This is a genomic window from Olivibacter domesticus, from assembly GCF_900109575.1.
In the GTDB taxonomy this organism is placed as follows: domain Bacteria; phylum Bacteroidota; class Bacteroidia; order Sphingobacteriales; family Sphingobacteriaceae; genus Olivibacter; species Olivibacter domesticus.
This window is the reverse complement of the sequence record NZ_FOAF01000001.1, coordinates 1870911-1890717: the sequence shown is the minus strand read 5'-3', so window position 1 is coordinate 1890717 and position 19807 is coordinate 1870911. Positions and strand designations below refer to the sequence as shown.

Sequence of the window (19807 nt, the reverse complement as noted above, 5' to 3'; positions counted from 1 at the left end):
CATTAATTATTCAAATCCAAAGTTAACAAAATAAAAATAGTGTGCCCTAGCTCGCTTGCAGATTAAAGCTTTGGCGGAATTTTTATAATTAAATGGCAAAAATGCAGTGTTTTATTTTTTGGAAATGATTTTAAAAGAAGATAAAATTAGTACTTTTGCCGTGAAATGCCGGTACTTAAACAAGTAATATATGTCTTCCGAAACTTCATATCCTCACATGTTTGATTTGCTTAAACAATTTGAACATCAAAAGATTGTATTCTGTCAAGATAATTCCATTGGTTTAAAAGCGATTATTGCTATTCATAACACTACATTAGGACCCGCAATAGGAGGGGTTCGGATGTTGCCGTATAAAACTGAATTGGAAGCAATAGATGATGTTCTTCGACTCTCAAGAGCGATGACTTATAAGTCGGCAATCAGCGGCGTGAATCTTGGTGGAGGGACTGCCGTGATAATTGGCGATCATAGAACGCAAAAAACGGAGGTCATTTTAAGAAGATTAGGCCAATTTGTTGAGGAATTGAATGGTTCATTCATCGCTTCCTTAGATATGGGAACCACATCTAAGGATATGGAGTTTATTCATATGGAAACCAATCATGTCGTTGGTTTACCTAAGTCTTTAGGTGGAAGTGGAGATACAGCTCCATTCACAGCAAAAGGCGTTTATTATGGTATTAAAGCTGCTGTTAAAGAGTTGTATGGTACAGACAGTATGGCAGGAAGAACCGTAGCAGTTCAGGGAACTGGTAAAGTTGGTGAGCATTTGGTCTCTTTATTGCGTGAAGAAAATGCAAAAGTCTATGTAAGTGATATTATAGAAGATCGAATGATACAAGTGTCTAATAAATATGGAGCAGAGGCTATCGCGCATAATAATTTATTTGACATGGATTTGGATGTCTATGCTCCCTGTGCTTTAGGGGGAACTGTTAACGACTATACCATTGAACGGATGCGCTGTAAGATCATCGCCGGATCTGCTAATAATCAATTAGAGAACGATCATGTACATGGAATAAAGCTCCTTGAGAAAGGTATCATATACGCACCGGATTTCTTGATTAATGCTGGTGGCCTGCTGAGTTGCTATGCAGAAATTGCGGGATATAATGTATTGAGAAGTGCTGCTTTAACTGAAAATATTTATGAGGTAACACGTTCCGTACTACAAAAATCTAGAAGAGAACAGATAACCACGCACCAAGCCGCTATGCAAATAGCAGAAGAGCGCATCGCACTCATTAAGAAAATTAAACAGAATTAACAAAACAAGTGGGTTATTTCCACAACAAATATAAAATCGTTCTTTAAGTAATTATGTTAAATAGAAGGCACCTCCGGGTAAAAGTTCTGCAAACAATCTACGCTTATCATCAATCGGAAGATAAAAATGTTAATAATTTTGAAAAATCATTGCTGAAAAGTGTTGATCAGGTCTATGAAATGTATATATGGGTCTTAGCCTTATTATCAGAGGTAGGAGATTATACATTAACGGATGCCGAAGGTCGAGCGAATAAGCATCTTCCAACTGAAAAGGATCTTAATACTAACACGCGTCTTGCCAACAATACGTTCATTGAACTGTTAAGACAAAATGAACAGTATATAGACTCAGCAAAAAAATATAAGGTAGATGCGGTTTTTGACAGGGAATTAATCAGAAGCATTTTTCAGATTTTAAAACCATCTCCAGAATATATTGCTTATTTAGAAAGTGAAGATAGATCCTTGAAAGCAGAAAAAGATATTGTGAAATTTATCTTTAAGAAGATTATTCTAAAATCGCCAGCCATTGAACAGGTTTTTGAGGAACGTTTTATGAATTGGGCAACAGATAAAGATGTACTGCAAGCTTTACTGGCTAAAACATTAAAAAACTTTAACAGTGAAGACCCAGAAAAAAACCAATTAGCAGCGCTCTGCCCTAACTGGGATGATGATAAAGAATTTATTATCGATTTATTTAGGTTGACCACAAGGCATGGGGAAGATTATCAAAAATATATATCGGGTAAAACTAAAAATTGGGAGGCTGATAGAATAGCTTTGATTGATACTTTACTGATGCGGATGGCTATTACAGAATTATTAAACTTTTCCTCTATACCGGTAAAAGTTACGATCAATGAGTATATAGAGATTTCAAAGGAGTTTAGTACTCCGAAAAGTAATTCGTTTATTAATGGTATATTAGACAAAATTCTGATAGAACTTCAAAAAGAGGGGAAAATAAGGAAGTTCGGACGGGGTCTTATTGGTTAAAAACGCAATTTTTAAATTTAATTTTATATGAAGGCTAAGTTCTTAACATTTTCAGTTGCTGCTTTGATTTTTGCTGCATGCAACAACAATCCGAAAGAAAAAGAAAAAAGTGCTGGAGAGGACGTTCTCGAGAATGTGAACACAACAGACAATACGGGCGTAAATAAGATGGTTCCGGATTCTGCAGACGTAGCAAATGCTCCTATAATAGCATTCAGTAGTGACACCTACGATTTTGCCAAAATAAAGGAAGGCGAGAAAATCGATCATACATTCGAGTTTACTAATACCGGAAAATCTCCGTTAATTATTAGCGATGTACAAGCTGGATGCGGATGCACAACGCCAAAATTTAATAAGAAACCTATTAAACCAGGTGAAAAGGGAACGATAGAAGTTGGTTTTAACAGTGCAGGGCAGAGGGGAACCCAACATAAAATTATTACAGTATATAGTAATGCACAACCTGCTCAAAGCATGTTACATTTGAAAGGCGAAGTGCAAGAATAAAAACCAGTTTATATTAATATTGAGATTCATGACAACAGCAACAGTTTTATTACAAATGGGCGGAGGAGGAGGAATGCAATCCCTCATTATGATGGGTTTGATTGTGGTAGTGTTTTACTTTTTTATGATACGCCCACAAATGAAAAAACAAAAAGACCATAAAAAGTATATCGAAGAGTTAAAGGTTAATGATAAGGTTGTTACAACTGCAGGTATACATGGACGTATTGTTGAGGTAGGTGAAAATACCTTAATAATTGACGTTGGTAGCGGCACAAGAATAAAATTTGACAAAGCAGCCGTTTCATTAGATGCGTCTAAAGCAGCGAATGCATCAAAGCAAGCAAGCAACGGTGCTATAGAAGAAAAGAAATAAAACATGTTTAATCTTCATCTAGCATAGATTCATAAAATAACTTAGATAGTTTTTTATAATAAACGCTTAACCAAATTGGCAAAAAATAAAGAGCTTGCTATTTTTGTTAAGCGTTTTTTATTTTATTTAAGATGGCAATATTTAATCTGAGTAAGAAGCAACAAAAAAAACTGAGCCTTTTCGCAGTCTGTTTACTTGTTTCCTTTTTAGTTTGGAGTCTTTTTGCCTTGTCTAATCAATATCTGTATAATGTTAATGCATCTCTTAAATACGTTAATATACCACCTAAAAGGGCTTTCCATCCATTGCAATCAGATACAGTAAGTATGCAGGTGAAAGGAACCGGTTGGCAAGTTCTCTTTTCAAATTTAAGATTAAAACCTCAAGATATTGAAGTAGATCTTAGTGGTCTAAAAACACGCGATTGGGTTGTTTTCTCCAATCAAATGGGTTACATAAATAGACAGTTTAGTGCAAACCAAAGTATTGTTTCTATCTCTCCTGATACACTTTTTTTTAATTTTTCTAAACAAGATGTCAAAAAGGTTACTGTTAATTTATCTGAGAACTTACACTTTAAGAAACAATACGACATTATTGGAGAAATAGCGGTAGAGCCTAAATTTGTAACAGTTACCGGGCCATTGGAAGATTTAGTGCTAATTGACGGCTGGGCGACCGACACACTACGTAGAGATAACGTGAGCAATGATATAGTAGCGAAAGTGGCTTTGCAAAGAAGCCAGAAAGCAAACATAAATGTACATCCATCAACGGTTGATATAAGAATTCCTGTTGGAGAAGTAACAGAAAAGGTTATTGAAGTACCGATAAAAGCAGAAAATAGGAAGTCTTTTCGTACCGTAAAAATACTTCCTGAGAAGGTGAAATTAACGGTTATAGTTTCATTGGCTAAATATGAGACTATCAATAAAGACATGTTTGAGGCCGTAATAAATTTAGACGATTGGAGAAGTAATCATATACAAAACCTACCGGTGATTATAACTAAAAACCCTGATTTTGTTAAAGTTGTAAAGTCTGAGCCACAGAATGTGGACTTTTTACTTTGGAAATAATAGATAGACATGAAAAAGTTTCACATTGGCGTAACGGGCGGAATTGGAAGTGGTAAAACCGTTGTTTGCAGAATATTTGAAACGTTGGGATACCCCGTATTTTATGCAGATGATGAAGCAAAAAAAGTAATGACAGAAGATGCTGGTTTGGTTAAGGGTATTAAACAGCATTTTGGGGAAAACGCTTATTTTAATGACGGTAGTTTAAATAGAAAGTTATTGTCGGATATCGTTTTTCATGATGCAGATAAATTGAACGTATTAAACAGCCTTGTTCACCCTGCCACTATTAAAGCTTATCAGAATTGGGCAGAAAAACAGCAAACGGCCCTGATTTTTAAAGAAGCGGCCCTTTTATTTGAAAGCAATAGTTATAAGCTTTCGGATTTTAATATTTTGGTGACTGCGCCTGCTTCGATTCGAATGCAGAGAGTTATCAAGAGAGATAATGTAACAGGCGATATAGTGAAAGCGAGAATGGATAAGCAGATGACAGATGAGGAAAAAGAAAAACTAACCGATTTCATAATTGTAAATGATGATAAGCACGCTTTGATTCCCCAAGTCTTACGGTTAAATGATCACTTTTTGAGCCTTATTGCGAGCTAACAAAGATGAAGGGAGATATTTTAGAAGATTTTTTAAAAAGTAATGAAAATGGTCTTTATTGTACGTACGGAGATTTTTATCTTGATGCATCTAGGCCAGTAAAAAATGTCATTGTATCGCATGCACATGGCGATCATATAAGCCCTGGCTGCTCAAACGTCTTTTGTACTGCGCCAACACGATCTTTAATGGAATATCGCTTAGGTAAAAATGCTGGAAATCATTTCTTTACTTATTCTTATGATAATGCTTTATGGGTAGGTAATGTTAAAGTTACCTTTTTGCCAGCTGGTCATATACTAGGTTCTGCACTGATTTTAATGGAATATGAAGGTACACGGTATTTATATACTGGCGATTATAAAGTACAGGCCGATGCAACATGTGAACCTCTGACCTTACTACCTGCGGATGTTTTAATCACCGAGAGCACTTTTGCTAACCCTAAAATAAAACATCCCGATGATATAACAGAAATTCTTAAACTAAACACGATCAGTGATACGATTATGCTGGGCTGTTATTCACTTGGTAAAGCACAGCGTTTGACGGCATTGATTAATAAATATTGTCCGCAAAAAATAGTTTTATTACATCATTCAATTGTACCTTATCATAAGGTATACGAAAGTTACGGTTTTAAGGATTGGAATTATCTTCCTTATAGTCGCAAAATGGTGAAGAATAATCAACAAAATTTAATATATCTGGTACCTCCTCTTACCTTTAATAGTTATGTAAGAGCTAAAAATGTAGTTAGGGTGTTTGCTTCGGGATGGGAAAAATTACAAAATAGAAATGGTATAGAACTTTTTATTTCTGATCACGTGGATTGGTATGATATAATTGAAACAATAAAAACTGTAATGCCAAAGGAGATCTGGACACTTCATGGTGACGGAAAATACCTGGCCGATTTTTATGAAGGAAGTATTTTGGTTAAGCACTTATAAATGAAATCTTTCAGATAAAAATTTTTAACTATATATTCGTGTTTGATTTAACGATAGGTTATGAAGATAGAAGATGTACTAGTAACGAATAAATTTGAGAATGAATATCATAAAGCGTCTCTCAATATTATCTATACAAGTAATTTTATTCAGGCTTTATTAAAGGAGCGTACAGATAAAGAAAGGATTACTTTACAACAATATAATATTTTGCGCATATTACGTGGTCGGAATGCTAAACCTACAACAATTAATTTACTCAAGGAGCGTTTATTGGACAGAATGTCTGATGTAAGTAGAATTGTAGACCGGCTGGTGAAAAAGAACTTAGTTTCTCGGTGTACAAGCGACAAGGATAGACGAGCCGTGGATATCTATATTACGAATGAAGGACTCGAAATACTAAAAAGATTGGACCAGCAAATGTCTATGTTAAACGTCTTAGAGAAAAATCTTTCTGATGACGAATGTAGGCAGTTGAATTTTTTGTTAGATAAAATGAGAGGATAGCAAACTGACTATCAATGACGGTATCTCAATGAAATAAAAAGTTAATAAACGAGATACCTATCCCAAGCAATACCGCAATGATTTTTTTTCTGTTAAAGTGATGATGATCTGCTGAAGAGGATTCAAATAAAATCGTAGTGGATATATGCAAAAAAATACCAATGACTATTGCCATCATCTTATCAAAATATATTTCAATATTTCCGATTCCACCATTACTTATAGCACTGCTCAATATAAAGCCTAGTGGCGACATAAGGGCAAAGAAAAGCAGCGATATGATGATGGTAGATTTTCGAAGTGGTGATTGAATTAATAAACTTCCTAAGGCGAAAGCGGCAGGTATATGGTGTATGGCAATACCAAAAAGCAATTCCCGCTGATGACCTTTGGCTAAAGGCATCCCTTCGAGAAAAGCATGAAGGCATAAACTGATCATAACTCCAAGTGGAAACTTCGCTGAAGTGTCTGCATGTTTATGAATGTGTCCATGCTCAATACCTTCTGAAAATTGTTCCAATAACAATTGAAATAAAAATCCAATAAGAACATAAATACCTATATTCGATGTCTGGCTGTGGACATAAACTTCCGGAATCAGGTGCAGTACTGTAATGGCAAACAGATAGGCACCACTAAAAGAGAGAATAAGTTTTAATAGGCTTGTGTCATTCCGTTTTATAAAAAACACCCCCAAACCTCCAAAGAAGGCAGAAAGAAATAGCGTAATAATAATCAGTATAGTCATTAGTGCGCCAATGATTTTTCGTTTTCTGGTTGTATTCGAAGAAATACGCTGGCAAATAGGTATCCAATTAAACTCCCAAAAAGAGCGCCTCCCAGAACATCAAGAGGGTAGTGCACGCCTACATATATTTGGGCAAAACTGATGGAAAATGCCCACAGAAAACCAAGCCATACGATGTGTTTCCATCTTTTTTTATAAACCATAATCAAAAATAGAGCCATAGCAAAGTGGTTGCTGGCATGAGAGGAAGGGAAGCTATAACCACTCCCACATCGTATCCTATTCATTACTTCTCCTTGAAGTGTGATTTCATTGCACGGCCTCACACGCTTCACTATTGGTTTAATGACAGAGGCCGAAAGAAAATCTGCGGCACCAAATGTAGCTAGGAGAAATAATATCATAATAACACCTCTCTTTTTATACATTCTAATCGAAAAAATTATTATGAAAAGATATAATGGCGCCCAAGTAAATGGATTTCGGAGATGAGGCATAAGCCAATCAAAGAATGTATTGGCCATATCCTGATTAATCAATAAGAATAAATCAGTGTCAAAATGCAATATAGATGTTAGCATATTTTTCCAGATTCAATAAGGTTGCAAATATACAGTTTACCCGATAAACTTTACTATTGTTTTATCGTGTAAACATGAATATCTGTCTATCAAAAGTAAAACTAATTCAGGTTAATACAACAGCGCCGTTGTTACTAAAAAGAAGATTATTCCAATGAAAGTGTTATTTTTACGGCTCATCACAAATAAATTAATAAATGACGTTAATTAAATCTATATCAGGCATAAGGGGAACGATTGGCGGTAAACCTGCCGAAGGATTAACACCGCTGGACATTGTGAAATTTACCGCTGCTTATGGTAAGTTTATCACTGCAAAAGGAGATAATAAAAAAATTATTGTAGGTAGGGATGCTAGGCTTTCGGGAGAAATGGTCAGTAATATTGTTATCGGCACGCTGCAAAGTATAGGAATAGACGTTATTGACCTGGGTTTATCTACGACACCTACTGTTGAACTTGCTGTACCCGATGAGGGGGCAGCAGGAGGGATTATCCTTACGGCGAGTCACAACCCGGCAGAGTGGAACGCATTAAAATTACTCAATAAAAATGGTGAATTTATTAACGATGAGGAAGGAAAAGAAGTATTAGCACTCGCCGATCAATTAGATTTTGATTTTTCTGAAGTAAATAGACTTGGAAAAGTTTTTGAAGACAATAGCTATCTTCAAAAACATATTGACAAAGTTCTGGCTTTAGAACTTGTAGATAGAGAAGCTATTGCTAGCGCAAACTTCACAGTTGTAGTAGACGCGGTAAATTCTACAGGTGGCATCTTCGTACCAGCGTTGCTTAAAGCGCTTGGCGTAAATATAGTGCACGAATTGTATTGTACTCCTAATGGCGATTTTCCTCACAACCCAGAGCCATTACCAATTAATTTAAAAGATTTATCATCGTTGGTTGTTCGGAAAAATGCACACTTAGGCATTGCTGTTGACCCAGATGTAGACCGACTTTGTTTTGTAATGGAGAATGGAGAAATGTTTGGCGAGGAGTATACCCTGGTAGCGGTAGCAGATTATATTTTACAATACCAAAAGGGAAATACCGTCTCTAATCTTTCATCTACCCGTGCATTAAGAGATATAACCGAAAAGCATGGTGGTACCTATTATGCTGCGGCAGTAGGTGAAGTAAATGTTGTTACTAAAATGAAAGAAGTAGGTGCCGTTATTGGAGGCGAAGGGAATGGTGGGGTGATATACCCTGCTACACATTATGGCAGAGATGCCCTTGCAGGGATTGGGATCTTTCTGACACATTTAGCTAAGAGTGGAAAGAGTATATCTGCGCTAAGAAGTACTTATCCGTCTTACTTTATGTCTAAAAAGAAGATAACACTTACGCCAAACCTTGATATTGATAAACTTCTTGCGGTGATGGAAGAGAAATATGAGAAAATACCTCATAGCACTATAGACGGACTGAAAATAGATTTTGAGGAAGAATGGGTGCATTTGCGTAAATCAAATACAGAACCCATTATTAGAGTTTATACTGAAGCCCCAACGCAAGATCGGGCCGATATATTGGCGGATAAAATTATTGCAGAAATTGAAACGATTATCCAATAAATTTATAGTGAACAAGAAGTTGTCATAGCTGTGAAAGAAATGCGATTAATTGTTTTATTTAGGTGATTACTTAGTAATTTTGTACATGCGTGTTTATTTTGATAATGCTGCAACTACAGCTATAGATGATGATGTGTTACAAGAAATGTTGGTTGTAATGCGAGAAAATTATGGAAACCCTTCTTCCATTCATGCCGACGGTAGAAAAGTGCGAACGATCATAGAAACTGCCCGTAAAAAGGTAGCATCTTTGTTAAAGGTATCTCCTGCCGAAATTTTTTTCACTTCGGGTGGTACTGAAGCAGATAATACGGCCATCACAAGAGGGATAAAAGACAACGGGATTACGCATGTTATCAGTTCTCCCCTAGAGCATCATGCTGTTCTTCATACATTGGAAGAACTGGCAAAAGAGGGTTCCATAAAACTGGATCTATTAAATGTTGATACATTGGGACATGTTGATCTGTTGCAGCTAGAGGAACTGCTTAAGAAGAACCCGAGAACCTTCGTTTCGTTGATGCACGCAAATAATGAAATAGGAACACTTGCTGATATAGAGAAAATATCTAATCTATGTATTAGTTACGATGCTCTTTTTCATACAGATACCGTCCAAACTATGGGACATTTTGTACATGATCTAAGCAATCTTAATGTGAGTTTTCTGGCTGGAGCAGCGCATAAATTCCATGGACCAAAAGGTGTTGGGTTTCTTTATGTCAATCATCGGGTTAAAATCAAACCCTTTATTCATGGGGGGGCTCAAGAACGAAATATGCGGGGTGGTACAGAAAATGTTTACGGTATTGTTGGTTTAGCAAAAGCGCTTGAAATTGCTTATGAACATATGGATGAACATCGAACATATATACAGGGTTTAAAAGATTATATGAGAGAGCAACTTATACAACAGATACCTGGTATATCGTTTAATGGGGAGCAAGATCTTGAGAAGAGTCTTTATACTGTTTTGAACGTATCTTTTCCGCCTACTGATATGGCAGATATGTTATTGTTTAATTTGGATATAGCGGGTATTTCTGCTTCGGGCGGTAGTGCTTGCAGCTCTGGTTCAAATATAGGTTCGCATGTTTTAACGGCAATAGGAGTAAAACCCGAAAACCCTTCTGTGAGATTTTCATTCAGCAAATACAATACAAAGAAAGAGGTCGACTTTGTTATTTCTAAATTGAAGGAAGTTTGCTTAGAAAAAGTATAAACCGCCATATAATTTTCCAAACAAAACAAGGTTAGCTTTTGTTATTCTACAAAAACCATTTTGTTTTATTTAATTGATGGAGGTTGTTATGCGTGATGAATTGAAAGATAGAAAAAGTGACAAAGAGATTATAACTGAGAAAGATGGAAAGAAGAAAGTTGTCGAAGTAAATAAAGGCAGTTTTTCCGATAAAGACCATCATAGAAAAAACAAAGGGCCAGCTTTTTCAGCTGATTCGCCTACTACGAGAGATCGTGAATGACACAAATAGTAAAAACAAAAGCCTGATAATTATCAGGCTTTTGTTTTTTTACTGAATGTTTTTCAAAAATGTCGCAATCTTATGCTTCATTTCCCGTCTATCAACAATAAAATCTAAAAAACCGTGCTCTAATACAAACTCTGCAGTTTGGAAGCCTTTGGGAAGATCTTTTTTGATAGTTTCCTTTATTACACGGGGGCCTGCAAAACCAATCAAAGAACCTGGCTCTGCAATATTTATATCTCCAAGCATTGCATAAGAAGCTGTTACACCACCAGTTGTAGGATCTGTTAGTAAGGATATATAAGGTATTTTAGCCTGACTTAACAGTGCCAATTTAGCCGATGTTTTCGCCATTTGCATGAGCGAGAATGCTGCTTCCATCATACGGGCTCCACCTGATTTGGAGATTAATAAAAAAGGAAATTTATGTTTTATGCAATAATCAATTGACCTTGCTATTTTTTCTCCTACTACCGAGCCCATTGACCCGCCGATAAATGTAAAATCCATACAAGCGATTACTGTGTCCAGCCCTTCAATTTTACCATGACCACATCTTATCGCATCATTTAAGCCTGTTTTTGCATAACTTTCGGCTATACGCTCCGTATATTTCTTTGTGTCTTCGAAATTGAGTGGATCACCTGATCTGAGGTTGCCGAAAAGTTCTGTGAAATGATTGTCATCAAAAAGGACAGAAAAATATTCAGCAGATCCAATCCTTAAATGATAACCGCAATATTGACAAACATACTTGTTTTCAATTTGTTCGGATTTCAAGAGTGGTTTTTTGCATGATGGGCATTTATTCCAAAGGCCATCTGGCGCTTCTTTTTTATTCTCTGTTGCCGTATTTATACCGGCACGATCTCGTTTAAACCAAGCCATTCAAAAAATATTTGAGCTACAAAGAAACAAAAAAAATGTATAAAATGTGGCTTTTTGTGAAACGAGATTATAGCTGATGTCGTATGAAAGTAAGCAAATCCTTAAATATAAACAGAATGGTACTTAGGAGTAGCAAATTAATAGTAGGAAGACTACCATTACGCGAAATTATTTTGCGGATGAAAGTAGCTTATTTTAAATAAAATACCTACTTTCGGGGATCAAAAAATTAAATAACATATTACAAATGAGTTTAAAAGGTTATAAAGGTGTTGTGCACGGAGATGCAGTACAAGAATTATTTGAAATAGCGAAAAAATATAAATTCGCTCTTCCTGCAGTTAACACTATTGGAACTAATTCCATTAATGCGGTAATGGAAACTGCAAAAGCAGTTAATTCTCCAGTAATTATTCAGTTGTCTAACGGAGGTGCACAATTTTATGCGGGTAAAACCTTAGATAATTCAAAATTGCAAGCTTGTATTCTAGGTGCAGTTTCTGCAGCTCACCACGTACATTTATTAGCAGAACATTATGGTGTGGCTGTTATTTTACATACTGATCATGCCGCTAAAAAATTATTGCCTTGGATAGATGGTTTATTGGACCACGGTGAGAAATTTTTCGCGCAACACGGCAAGCCCCTATTTTCTTCGCATATGCTGGATTTATCTGAAGAGCCTATTGAAGAGAACATTGAGATATCAAAAAAATATCTTGAACGTATGAAACCTCTTGGAATGACTGTTGAAATTGAATTGGGTGTGACAGGTGGGGAAGAGGATGGTGTTGATAATAGCGATGTTGATAGCTCTAAACTTTATACACAGCCTGCTGAAGTAGCTTACGCTTATGAAGAATTAAATAAAGTGAGTGACAAATTTACAGTTGCTGCTGCATTTGGTAATGTTCATGGCGTATACAAACCAGGCAACGTAAAGTTGCAACCTGTTATTCTTAAAAATTCACAAGATTATATCAAAGAGAAGTTTGGCTTATCGGCTGAAAAACCTGTGAATTTTGTGTTTCATGGTGGTTCGGGCTCTTCTCCAGCGGAAATTGAAGAGGCTATTTCCTATGGTGCTATCAAAATGAATATTGATACAGACATGCAGTGGGCATTCTGGGAAGGTATTAAAGATTATTATATAGCAAATGAAGGTTATTTGCAGAGCCAAATAGGTAATCCAGTAGGAGAGGATGCCCCTAATAAAAAATACTATGATCCGCGTGTGTGGTTACGAAAAGGCGAAGATACTTTTGTAAAACGATTGAAGCAGGCTTTTGAAGAGTTAAACTGCATCAATGTGAACGAGAAACTTTAAACAATTTTTATCATATTAAAAAACGGCTTGTTGATTTTTGACAGGCCGTTTTTTTTTGAATCCTCTCCCGAATTAATTTACACCCTTTTATTAACCTGAATTCGATTATTATTTTCGGTTCAGAACGCTTTGAAATGGTAAGATTCAACTGAAAAGGACGAAGGAATAGCGGGCTATTTCGAGGAGTTTTCAGGAAGAAGATGGCTGTTTCAAAGTGAGAAAATGGGAAAAGCTAATCCAATAGCTTCTCCAGGTTGCGTTACCTTCACTTGTCTTATCCCGATAGGCCTGCGCAAAGGTGCCTTACCTGGCTTTGCTATTGAATTTCTGAGCTCATAAAGAATAATCGACTTCAGGTTATTAGTTAAGTCCACCAACACTTTGTGTAAGAGAAAAAAAAATAAAACAAAATAGCGTTGAAATCTCTTTATATAACAGAATTTAATGGAGAAATACTGAATGTTTTCTCTGAACATTTATCAATTAAAAACATTAAAACTATTATTATGGGAAATCTATTGTATTTGATTGCAGTGGTCTTAGTTATTATCTGGGCTATTAGCTTTTTTGGGGGATACGCACAAGGCGGAATTATTCACGTGTTATTAGTAATCGCCGTTATTGCAATATTACTCAGGATTATAAGAGGGGCAGCCTAGTGTTAAGACCTAATCAATGCTTCTGCTAATAATAAATCTTCTGAAAATGTTATTTTAATATTTCGATGATCCCCAGGAATTACTCGAATGGGATAACCTGCATTTTCAACGACGGAAGCATCATCAGTAAACCGTTCATTGTATTCTTGTTCATAAGCTTTCAATAGAACTTCCCCTGAGAAAAATTGGGGTGTTTGAACCAAAAATACGGTGCTTCTGTCTACAGCTGTTGATGCTTCCTTTTCATTATTATCTATAATTCTTATCGAATCTTTACTGGGGATAGCACTTACGAGTGCTTGATGATTAGCTAATTGCGTATAACCATCAGTTATAAGCTGTTGACTAACAAGAGGACGCACACCATCGTGAATGGCTATATGGGAATGATTTATATCTTTAAAAGAATCGTATAGATAATTTAAACCTTTCTTAACCGAATCGAATCGGGTTGCTCCTCCGTATACTACCTTATATGGAGTATCGAATGCATATTCCTTACATAAATTATCCCAGTCTTCTTTGTATAATTTGTTCAATACGAGAATGACAGTTGGTTTTGCCTGATTATTAGCAAATGCTCTTACAGTATGCATTAGAATTGGTAAACCATCTAATAACATAAACTGTTTGGGAACTTTACTCTGCATACGTGTTCCCGAACCGCCACTCACTATAATAGCATAATTGTTAGCCATAACTGATAAAAATTAGATAGGATAGATAGACCTAGTTGTAAATCTATCCTAAAAAATTATTATATGATCAACATGGCGTCGCCATAACTATAAAAGCGATATTTCTCTTTTACAGCAATTTCGTAGGCATTCATAACATTTTCATAACCACCGAAAGCGCAAATCATCATAAGCAATGTAGATTCTGGAGTATGAAAATTGGTAATCATGCTGTTTGCTATACTGAAATCATATGGAGGAAATATAAATTTGCTTGTCCAGTCGTTCGCAGCTTTTAATGTTTTATTAGCGGATACTGCCGACTCTATTGACCGCATTGACGTTGTTCCAACTGCACAAACACGTCGTTTATCTGCAATCGCCTTGTTTACAACATCTGCATCTTTCTGTTCAATAATGAATTGCTCTGAATCCATTTTATGCTTTGTTAAATCCTCTACCTCAACCTGCCTAAATGTGCCGAGCCCTACATGCAAGGTTACTTCAGCAAATTCAATTCCTTTGAGCTCAAGTCTCTTCATTAATTCTCTGCTGAAATGCAAACCAGCTGTTGGTGCTGCAACAGCACCTTCATTTTTTGCGAAAATTGTTTGATACCTGAATTTGTCTTCTGGAGTTGGTCTACGTTTAATATATTTAGGTAATGGTGTCTCACCCAAAATTTCTATATTTCTTCTAAACTCGTCATCTGTACCGTCAAAAAGGAAACGGATTGTTCTTCCGCGAGAAGTTGTATTATCTACAACTTCAGCAACTAATAAATCATTGTCACCAAAGTAGAGCTTGTTGCCTACCCGAATTTTTCTTGCAGGATCCACTAAAACATCCCAGAGACGTAATTCTTTATTTAGCTCTCTTAATAAGAATACCTCTATCGTGGCACCTGTTTTTTCTTTATTACCGTATAGTCTTGCTGGAAAAACTTTCGTATTATTGAGAATCATGACATCATGCTCATCAAAATAGTTCAATACATCCTTGAATATTTTATGTTCTATAGCACCAGTTTTACGATCAAGAACCATTAAACGTGCTTCGTCTCTTGTCTCGGAAGGTTCATGGGCAATTAAAGAATCAGGTAGATTAAACTTAAATTGAGATAACTTCATGTTTGTGTATTTTAGATGTATCTTGTTTTTTTATGTATGTAGATCTTTTTGATCCACAGAATATAACAAAAGTGGGAGAAAAATGTTGTCCCTAGTTTTTTGTAAGCTAATAAATTAGCGCGCAAATTTACAAAAAAAAGATGAATATAATACTGCCTATTCGTATAAATCTAAGTATATTTTTTTAACGGCTTTTGTCGTTAAAAAAATAAATTGCTGTAACCTTTGTCCTCTTTTGGCGTCTTATGTTTGTATGATTTTTCTGAAACTATTTCTAGAAAGCTTTCGGTTTGCATTTTCCGCTTTACGTGAAAATAAAACACGTACTTTTCTCTCGCTGCTGGGAGTAACTATCGGCATTATGACAATCATAGGCATATTCTCTGCTGTTAATACATTAAGAGCCAATCTCGAGAGTAGTGTAGAAAAGTTAGGAAGTCGATCTATTTATGTCCAAAAATGGCCATGGGGCGGAGGTGGTGATTACCCTTGGTGGAAATATGTGAACAGACCCGAGCCTACTATACGTGATTTTGAATTACTTCAACAACGAACAACGTTGGCTGATGGAATAGCACTTGATGTAGGTGTTTCAGACAAGACACTTAAATACTTAAACAATAATGTTGAAAATGTATATATAAGTGCCGTGTCAAAAGATTTTTATAAAATCAGGAATTTAGAGTTTCAATCCGGTAGATATTTTACAGATGGAGAGTCTGAGCGTGGAACTCCAGTTGCAATTATAGGGTCTACCATTGCAAAAGGCCTGTTTCCGCACACGGATCCGATAGGCAAGACTATTCAGGCTTTAGGAAGGAGATTGAAAGTTATCGGTGTATTTAAAGAAGAAGGGGAGGGGATGTTAATTGATGTGTCTTTAGATAATATCGCAGTAGTACCCCTGAATTTTGCTCGTAATGTTATTAACGTAAGAAGTTTTGGTCCCTCTATTGTTGTTAATGCAATTGATGGTGTTTCGCTGGATGAGGTGGAAAGTGAGTTAAGGGGGCTTATACGATCCATACATAGACTAAGTCCCACACAGGAGGACGATTTTGCGTTAAATCAAACCACGATCATAACCGCACAATTAGACACGATGTTTAAAATGGTTAATACAGCAGGATTTTGTATTGGCATCTTATCCGTATTAGTTGGAGGTTTTGGTATTGCAAATATCATGTTTGTATCTGTAAAAGAACGTACGCATATTATAGGTATACAGAAATCCTTGGGGGCAAAGAATTTTTTTATTCTTTCTCAATTTTTAATAGAGGCTGTAGCGCTGTGCCTTATAGGGGGCTTAATGGGGCTTTTTGTGGTGTATGGGCTAGCATTTATCTTAAAAATTGCAGCGGGAATAGGGGTTGTAGTACATCTTGATGAAGTTGTATTAGCTATCTTTATTTCAACCACCATCGGCCTTATTTCTGGAATAATCCCCGCAGTAATCGCGAGTAGATTAGATCCTGTTGAAGCAATAAGAAGTAAGTAATATAGTCTACTATTTTACGAAGTCGATTTATTATAACAGGATTATTACTACATCGTTTTCGTAAATAATGCAGCTTTAATGTCTGTATATTCTCAATATTTTCCTAATATTGGTTTTATTTCTAAAAGATTTTAATGTTTTAGATCTGATGCTAACATAACCTAATGGAGTAAATACTTTCTAAAAATTAAATGGAGCTTAGTGTTAACTAAACATATAACGGGATCTGTTATGCTGAACTTTTTAACATTAGATAGCAAGCTCAAAACTAAGAATACTAAAATATGAAAAAAACAACTACAGGTTTAGTCGCATTATGCGGATTATTTCTTCTAAGTGCATGTCAAACGAAAAGCGATAATAATGATAATATCTTTGATGGTAACTCATTAGATGGCTGGAAGAAAGTAGCCGGTGATGCTACTTATTCCGTTGAAGATGGTATGATAGTGGGAACCACGGTTAAAAATACCGGGAATACCTTTTTAGTAACTGAGAAGGAATATGGCGACTTTATTTTAGAATTAGATGCTAAAATTGAAGGTGATCATAATAACTCCGGCATTCAAACACGCAGCCATATAGATTTGGAGGCGAATGAGGGGAAGGGAAAAGTTTACGGGCGACAAATAGAAATAGATCCGAGTGATAGGGCATGGACCGGTGGTGTTTATGATGAGGCTAGAAGAAATTGGCTCTATCCTCTTGAACTAAACACATCGGCAAAAACCGCCTTTAAAAAGGGTGAGTTTAACCATTTTAGAATTGAATGTATTGGGAATGAAACAAAAACCTGGATTAATGATATTCCTGTTTCCTATGTGATCGATACGATTGATAATACTGGATTTATTGGCCTGCAGGTGCATGGAATAGGTAAAGATGGAGAAGAAGGGAAGAAAGTATATTTTAAAAATATTAAAATTCAAACAGAAAATCTGAAACCTCAAAAAACGGAAAATCAGATTTATGTTGTAAATTTAAATCCAAATAATCTTTCCGAATATGAAAAATCAAATGGATATACCCTATTGTTTGATGGAACATCGAACAACAATTGGGTAGGAGCACATAAAGATAGTTTTCCAACGAAAGGCTGGGAGGTAGCAAATGGTGAATTAAGGGTCTTGGGAAATGATGGGAGTGAATCGACAAATGGAGGAGACATTGTTACGAAGGAAGAATTCAGTGCCTTTGATCTTTCCTTTGAATTTAAGCTGACACCTGGTGCGAATAGTGGGTTAAAATATTTTGTTACCTTGAGCGAGCAAAATAAGGGATCAGCACTTGGCTTGGAATATCAAGTGTTGGATGATGAAAAACATCCCGATGCAAAGCTGGGACGCGATGGCAATAGAACGATTTCTTCTTTATATGATTTAATTACTTCAAATAAACAAGAAAGATTTATGCGACCTATTGGGCAATGGAATAATGGAAGAGTAGTGGTTTATCCAGATAATAAAGTAGAGCATTACTTAAATGGTGTCAAAGTATTAGAATACGTAAGAGGTTCTGAAGATTTTAAGAAATTAGTTTCGTTAAGTAAATTTAAGGATAAACCAAATTTTGGAGAGGCAGACAAAGGTCATATTTTACTTCAAGATCATGGTAATGATGTGAGTTTTAGAAGCATCAAGATAAAGAGACTGTAGATTAAGATGAATAGAAGGAAATTTTTGCAACAAGGTGGAGTGTTGGGAACGGGGTTATTTATGCTAAATACGGCATCTGCCAATGCAGTTGATTGGTTAGCAAATAAGCCTATTAAGATTGGTATGATAGGATGTGGAGACAGGGGGAAAGGTGTATTGTCAGTAATAAAATCTTTACCAGAACTGTATGAAATTAGCGGTTTTTGCGATGTACTAGATTTTCGGTTAACGGAAACGAGAAAGATGCTTGGAGAGGCTGCTGCGGCTAAAGCATTTACTGATCATCGCAAAATGCTAGAGGATAAAGAGTTGGATGCTGTTTTTATTGCTGTTCCCTTGAGTGAACATTTTGTAATTGCAAAAGACGCAATAGAATCAGGCAAACATGTTTATGTCGAAAAAACGATGACATTTACTATTGATGAAGCCCAAAAACTAGTTGCGTTAGCAGATCAACATCCAAAACAAACGGTTCAGGTGGGTTATCAATACCGTTATTCCCCTTTGTATTTTAAGGTAAAGGAAATGATTGATAGCGGTTACTTAGGAAAAGTGACGCAAGTCGACTGTAGATGGGATAGAAATGGAACTTGGCGAAGAACTGTTCCCGAGCCAAATTTAGAAAGGCAAATTAATTGGCGAATGTATAAAGAGTTTTCAGGCGGCTTAGCTGCTGAATTGCTTTCTCACCAAATCGATTTTATTAACTGGGCCTTTGATACACATCCGGATGAAATCATGGGTGTAGGGGGGATAGATGTATATAGAGATGGGCGGGAAACGTTCGACAATATCCAGGTTGCATTTAGGTATAATAAAGTAGGAATGATTGGGAACTTTGGCGCAACCTGTGGTAATGCTAGAGATGGCTATCTGTTTAAGATTAAAGGTACACATGGTACGGTTTCTCTGTTGACGAATACAGGTTTGTATTATCCTGAAAAAGAAACCAAAGAAAAACTACAAACTGTTGATGGTGTAAGTGGAGCTACAAAAATAGTTTGGAACGAAGATGGTGGTGTTCCTATTCTAAATGAACCAACGAAGGATGGAACTTGGTATGCTTTAAAGGATTTTTATAAAGCAATACAAAACAATTCTTTACCTACGTCCAATGTAAGAAGGGGCGCAAGCGCTGCTGTCTGTGTAGCATTGGCTAATAGTGCCATATATGATAATAAAATCGAATACTGGAAAAAAGAATATGATTTTTAAGATAAAGAAAAAGGCCGTTTAAATGCGGCCTTTTTCTTTATGTCTATTGAT

At 36.0% G+C, this 19807-nt stretch carries 21 protein-coding genes; 16 read left to right on the top strand and 5 right to left on the bottom strand.

All coding sequences use genetic code 11. From position 1 onward, the window contains the following. Window positions 1-190: 190 nt before the first annotated feature. From BMY50_RS08350 to BMY50_RS08315, 8 genes are all read left to right on the top strand, one after another. On the top strand, window positions 191-1273 hold the full coding sequence (locus BMY50_RS08350) for a Glu/Leu/Phe/Val family dehydrogenase (protein ID WP_093321979.1): 1083 nt from the start codon (window positions 191-193) through the stop codon (window positions 1271-1273). A gap of 53 nt (window positions 1274-1326) precedes the next feature. Beyond that, the gene (gene nusB, locus BMY50_RS08345; protein WP_093321975.1) at window positions 1327-2274 is read left to right on the top strand and encodes a transcription antitermination factor NusB; all 948 of its coding nucleotides are present in this window, start codon (window positions 1327-1329) and stop codon (window positions 2272-2274) included. Window positions 2275-2301: 27 nt separating this feature from the next. Further along, window positions 2302-2784: a DUF1573 domain-containing protein gene (locus tag BMY50_RS08340; RefSeq protein ID WP_093321971.1), complete on the top strand. Its 483-nt coding sequence runs from the start codon at window positions 2302-2304 to the stop codon at window positions 2782-2784. Window positions 2785-2812: 28 nt separating this feature from the next. Further along, complete coding sequence (gene yajC / locus BMY50_RS08335; protein WP_093321966.1) at window positions 2813-3160, top strand: preprotein translocase subunit YajC; 348 nt, start codon at window positions 2813-2815, stop codon at window positions 3158-3160. Window positions 3161-3291: 131 nt separating this feature from the next. Beyond that, a complete protein-coding gene (locus BMY50_RS08330; RefSeq protein ID WP_093321962.1) occupies window positions 3292-4239 on the top strand; it encodes a CdaR family protein in 948 nt (315 codons plus the stop codon). Window positions 4240-4248: 9 nt separating this feature from the next. Beyond that, window positions 4249-4848, top strand: a complete 600-nt coding sequence (gene coaE / locus BMY50_RS08325; protein WP_093321959.1) for a dephospho-CoA kinase — start codon at window positions 4249-4251, stop codon at window positions 4846-4848. Window positions 4849-4853: 5 nt separating this feature from the next. Further along, window positions 4854-5801: an MBL fold metallo-hydrolase gene (locus tag BMY50_RS08320; protein WP_093321954.1), complete on the top strand. Its 948-nt coding sequence runs from the start codon at window positions 4854-4856 to the stop codon at window positions 5799-5801. Between the two features lie 60 nt (window positions 5802-5861). Beyond that, window positions 5862-6311 (top strand): MarR family winged helix-turn-helix transcriptional regulator, encoded by a 450-nt coding sequence (locus BMY50_RS08315; RefSeq protein WP_093321950.1) that lies wholly within the window; start codon window positions 5862-5864, stop codon window positions 6309-6311. 25 nt (window positions 6312-6336) lie between these two features. Here BMY50_RS08315 and BMY50_RS08310 read toward each other — a convergent pair whose 3' ends face one another. Both BMY50_RS08310 and BMY50_RS08305 read right to left on the bottom strand, forming a co-directional pair. Next, the gene (locus BMY50_RS08310) at window positions 6337-7059 is read right to left on the bottom strand and encodes a ZIP family metal transporter (RefSeq protein ID WP_093321945.1); all 723 of its coding nucleotides are present in this window, start codon (window positions 7057-7059) and stop codon (window positions 6337-6339) included. After that, window positions 7059-7640: a phosphatase PAP2 family protein gene (locus tag BMY50_RS08305; protein ID WP_093321940.1), complete on the bottom strand. Its 582-nt coding sequence runs from the start codon at window positions 7638-7640 to the stop codon at window positions 7059-7061. Before BMY50_RS08305 ends, BMY50_RS08310 begins: the two co-directional genes overlap by 1 nt. A gap of 197 nt (window positions 7641-7837) precedes the next feature. Here BMY50_RS08305 and glmM point away from each other — a divergent pair, with 197 nt between their 5' ends. The 3 genes from glmM (at window position 7838) to BMY50_RS28120 (ending at window position 10704) form a co-directional block, all read left to right on the top strand. Beyond that, window positions 7838-9220, top strand: a complete 1383-nt coding sequence (gene glmM, locus BMY50_RS08300; protein ID WP_093321936.1) for a phosphoglucosamine mutase — start codon at window positions 7838-7840, stop codon at window positions 9218-9220. An 85-nt stretch (window positions 9221-9305) separates the two neighbouring features. Then, the gene (locus tag BMY50_RS08295; RefSeq protein ID WP_093321931.1) at window positions 9306-10442 is read left to right on the top strand and encodes a cysteine desulfurase family protein; all 1137 of its coding nucleotides are present in this window, start codon (window positions 9306-9308) and stop codon (window positions 10440-10442) included. An 88-nt stretch (window positions 10443-10530) separates the two neighbouring features. Next, window positions 10531-10704 carry a hypothetical protein gene (locus BMY50_RS28120; protein ID WP_162276559.1) on the top strand — a complete coding sequence of 58 codons (174 nt, stop codon included), beginning with the start codon at window positions 10531-10533 and terminating at the stop codon, window positions 10702-10704. 48 nt (window positions 10705-10752) lie between these two features. On the opposite strand, the gene accD is transcribed toward BMY50_RS28120, so the two are convergent. Then, window positions 10753-11595: an acetyl-CoA carboxylase, carboxyltransferase subunit beta gene (gene accD / locus BMY50_RS08285; RefSeq protein ID WP_093321922.1), complete on the bottom strand. Its 843-nt coding sequence runs from the start codon at window positions 11593-11595 to the stop codon at window positions 10753-10755. A gap of 247 nt (window positions 11596-11842) precedes the next feature. On the opposite strand from accD, the gene fbaA reads away from it, so the two are divergent. Continuing rightward, the gene (fbaA, locus tag BMY50_RS08280; RefSeq protein ID WP_093321919.1) at window positions 11843-12922 is read left to right on the top strand and encodes a class II fructose-bisphosphate aldolase; all 1080 of its coding nucleotides are present in this window, start codon (window positions 11843-11845) and stop codon (window positions 12920-12922) included. Between the two features lie 506 nt (window positions 12923-13428). Beyond that, on the top strand, window positions 13429-13581 hold the full coding sequence (locus BMY50_RS27925; RefSeq protein ID WP_139202232.1) for a lmo0937 family membrane protein: 153 nt from the start codon (window positions 13429-13431) through the stop codon (window positions 13579-13581). 2 nt (window positions 13582-13583) lie between these two features. On the opposite strand, the gene BMY50_RS08270 is transcribed toward BMY50_RS27925, so the two are convergent. Next, window positions 13584-14279, bottom strand: a complete 696-nt coding sequence (locus BMY50_RS08270; RefSeq protein ID WP_093321913.1) for a 2-C-methyl-D-erythritol 4-phosphate cytidylyltransferase — start codon at window positions 14277-14279, stop codon at window positions 13584-13586. 59 nt (window positions 14280-14338) lie between these two features. Then, a complete protein-coding gene (queA, locus tag BMY50_RS08265) occupies window positions 14339-15388 on the bottom strand; it encodes a tRNA preQ1(34) S-adenosylmethionine ribosyltransferase-isomerase QueA (RefSeq protein ID WP_093321910.1) in 1050 nt (349 codons plus the stop codon). 253 nt (window positions 15389-15641) lie between these two features. Between queA and BMY50_RS08260 the strand changes: the two genes are divergently transcribed. From BMY50_RS08260 to BMY50_RS08250, 3 genes are all read left to right on the top strand, one after another. Continuing rightward, window positions 15642-16886, top strand: coding sequence for an ABC transporter permease (locus BMY50_RS08260; RefSeq protein WP_093321906.1), 1245 nt, complete (start codon window positions 15642-15644; stop codon window positions 16884-16886). Window positions 16887-17170: 284 nt separating this feature from the next. Then, window positions 17171-18541, top strand: coding sequence for a 3-keto-disaccharide hydrolase (locus tag BMY50_RS08255; RefSeq protein WP_093321902.1), 1371 nt, complete (start codon window positions 17171-17173; stop codon window positions 18539-18541). Between the two features lie 6 nt (window positions 18542-18547). Beyond that, window positions 18548-19756, top strand: coding sequence for a Gfo/Idh/MocA family protein (locus BMY50_RS08250; RefSeq protein WP_093321898.1), 1209 nt, complete (start codon window positions 18548-18550; stop codon window positions 19754-19756). Window positions 19757-19807: the final 51 nt, after the last annotated feature.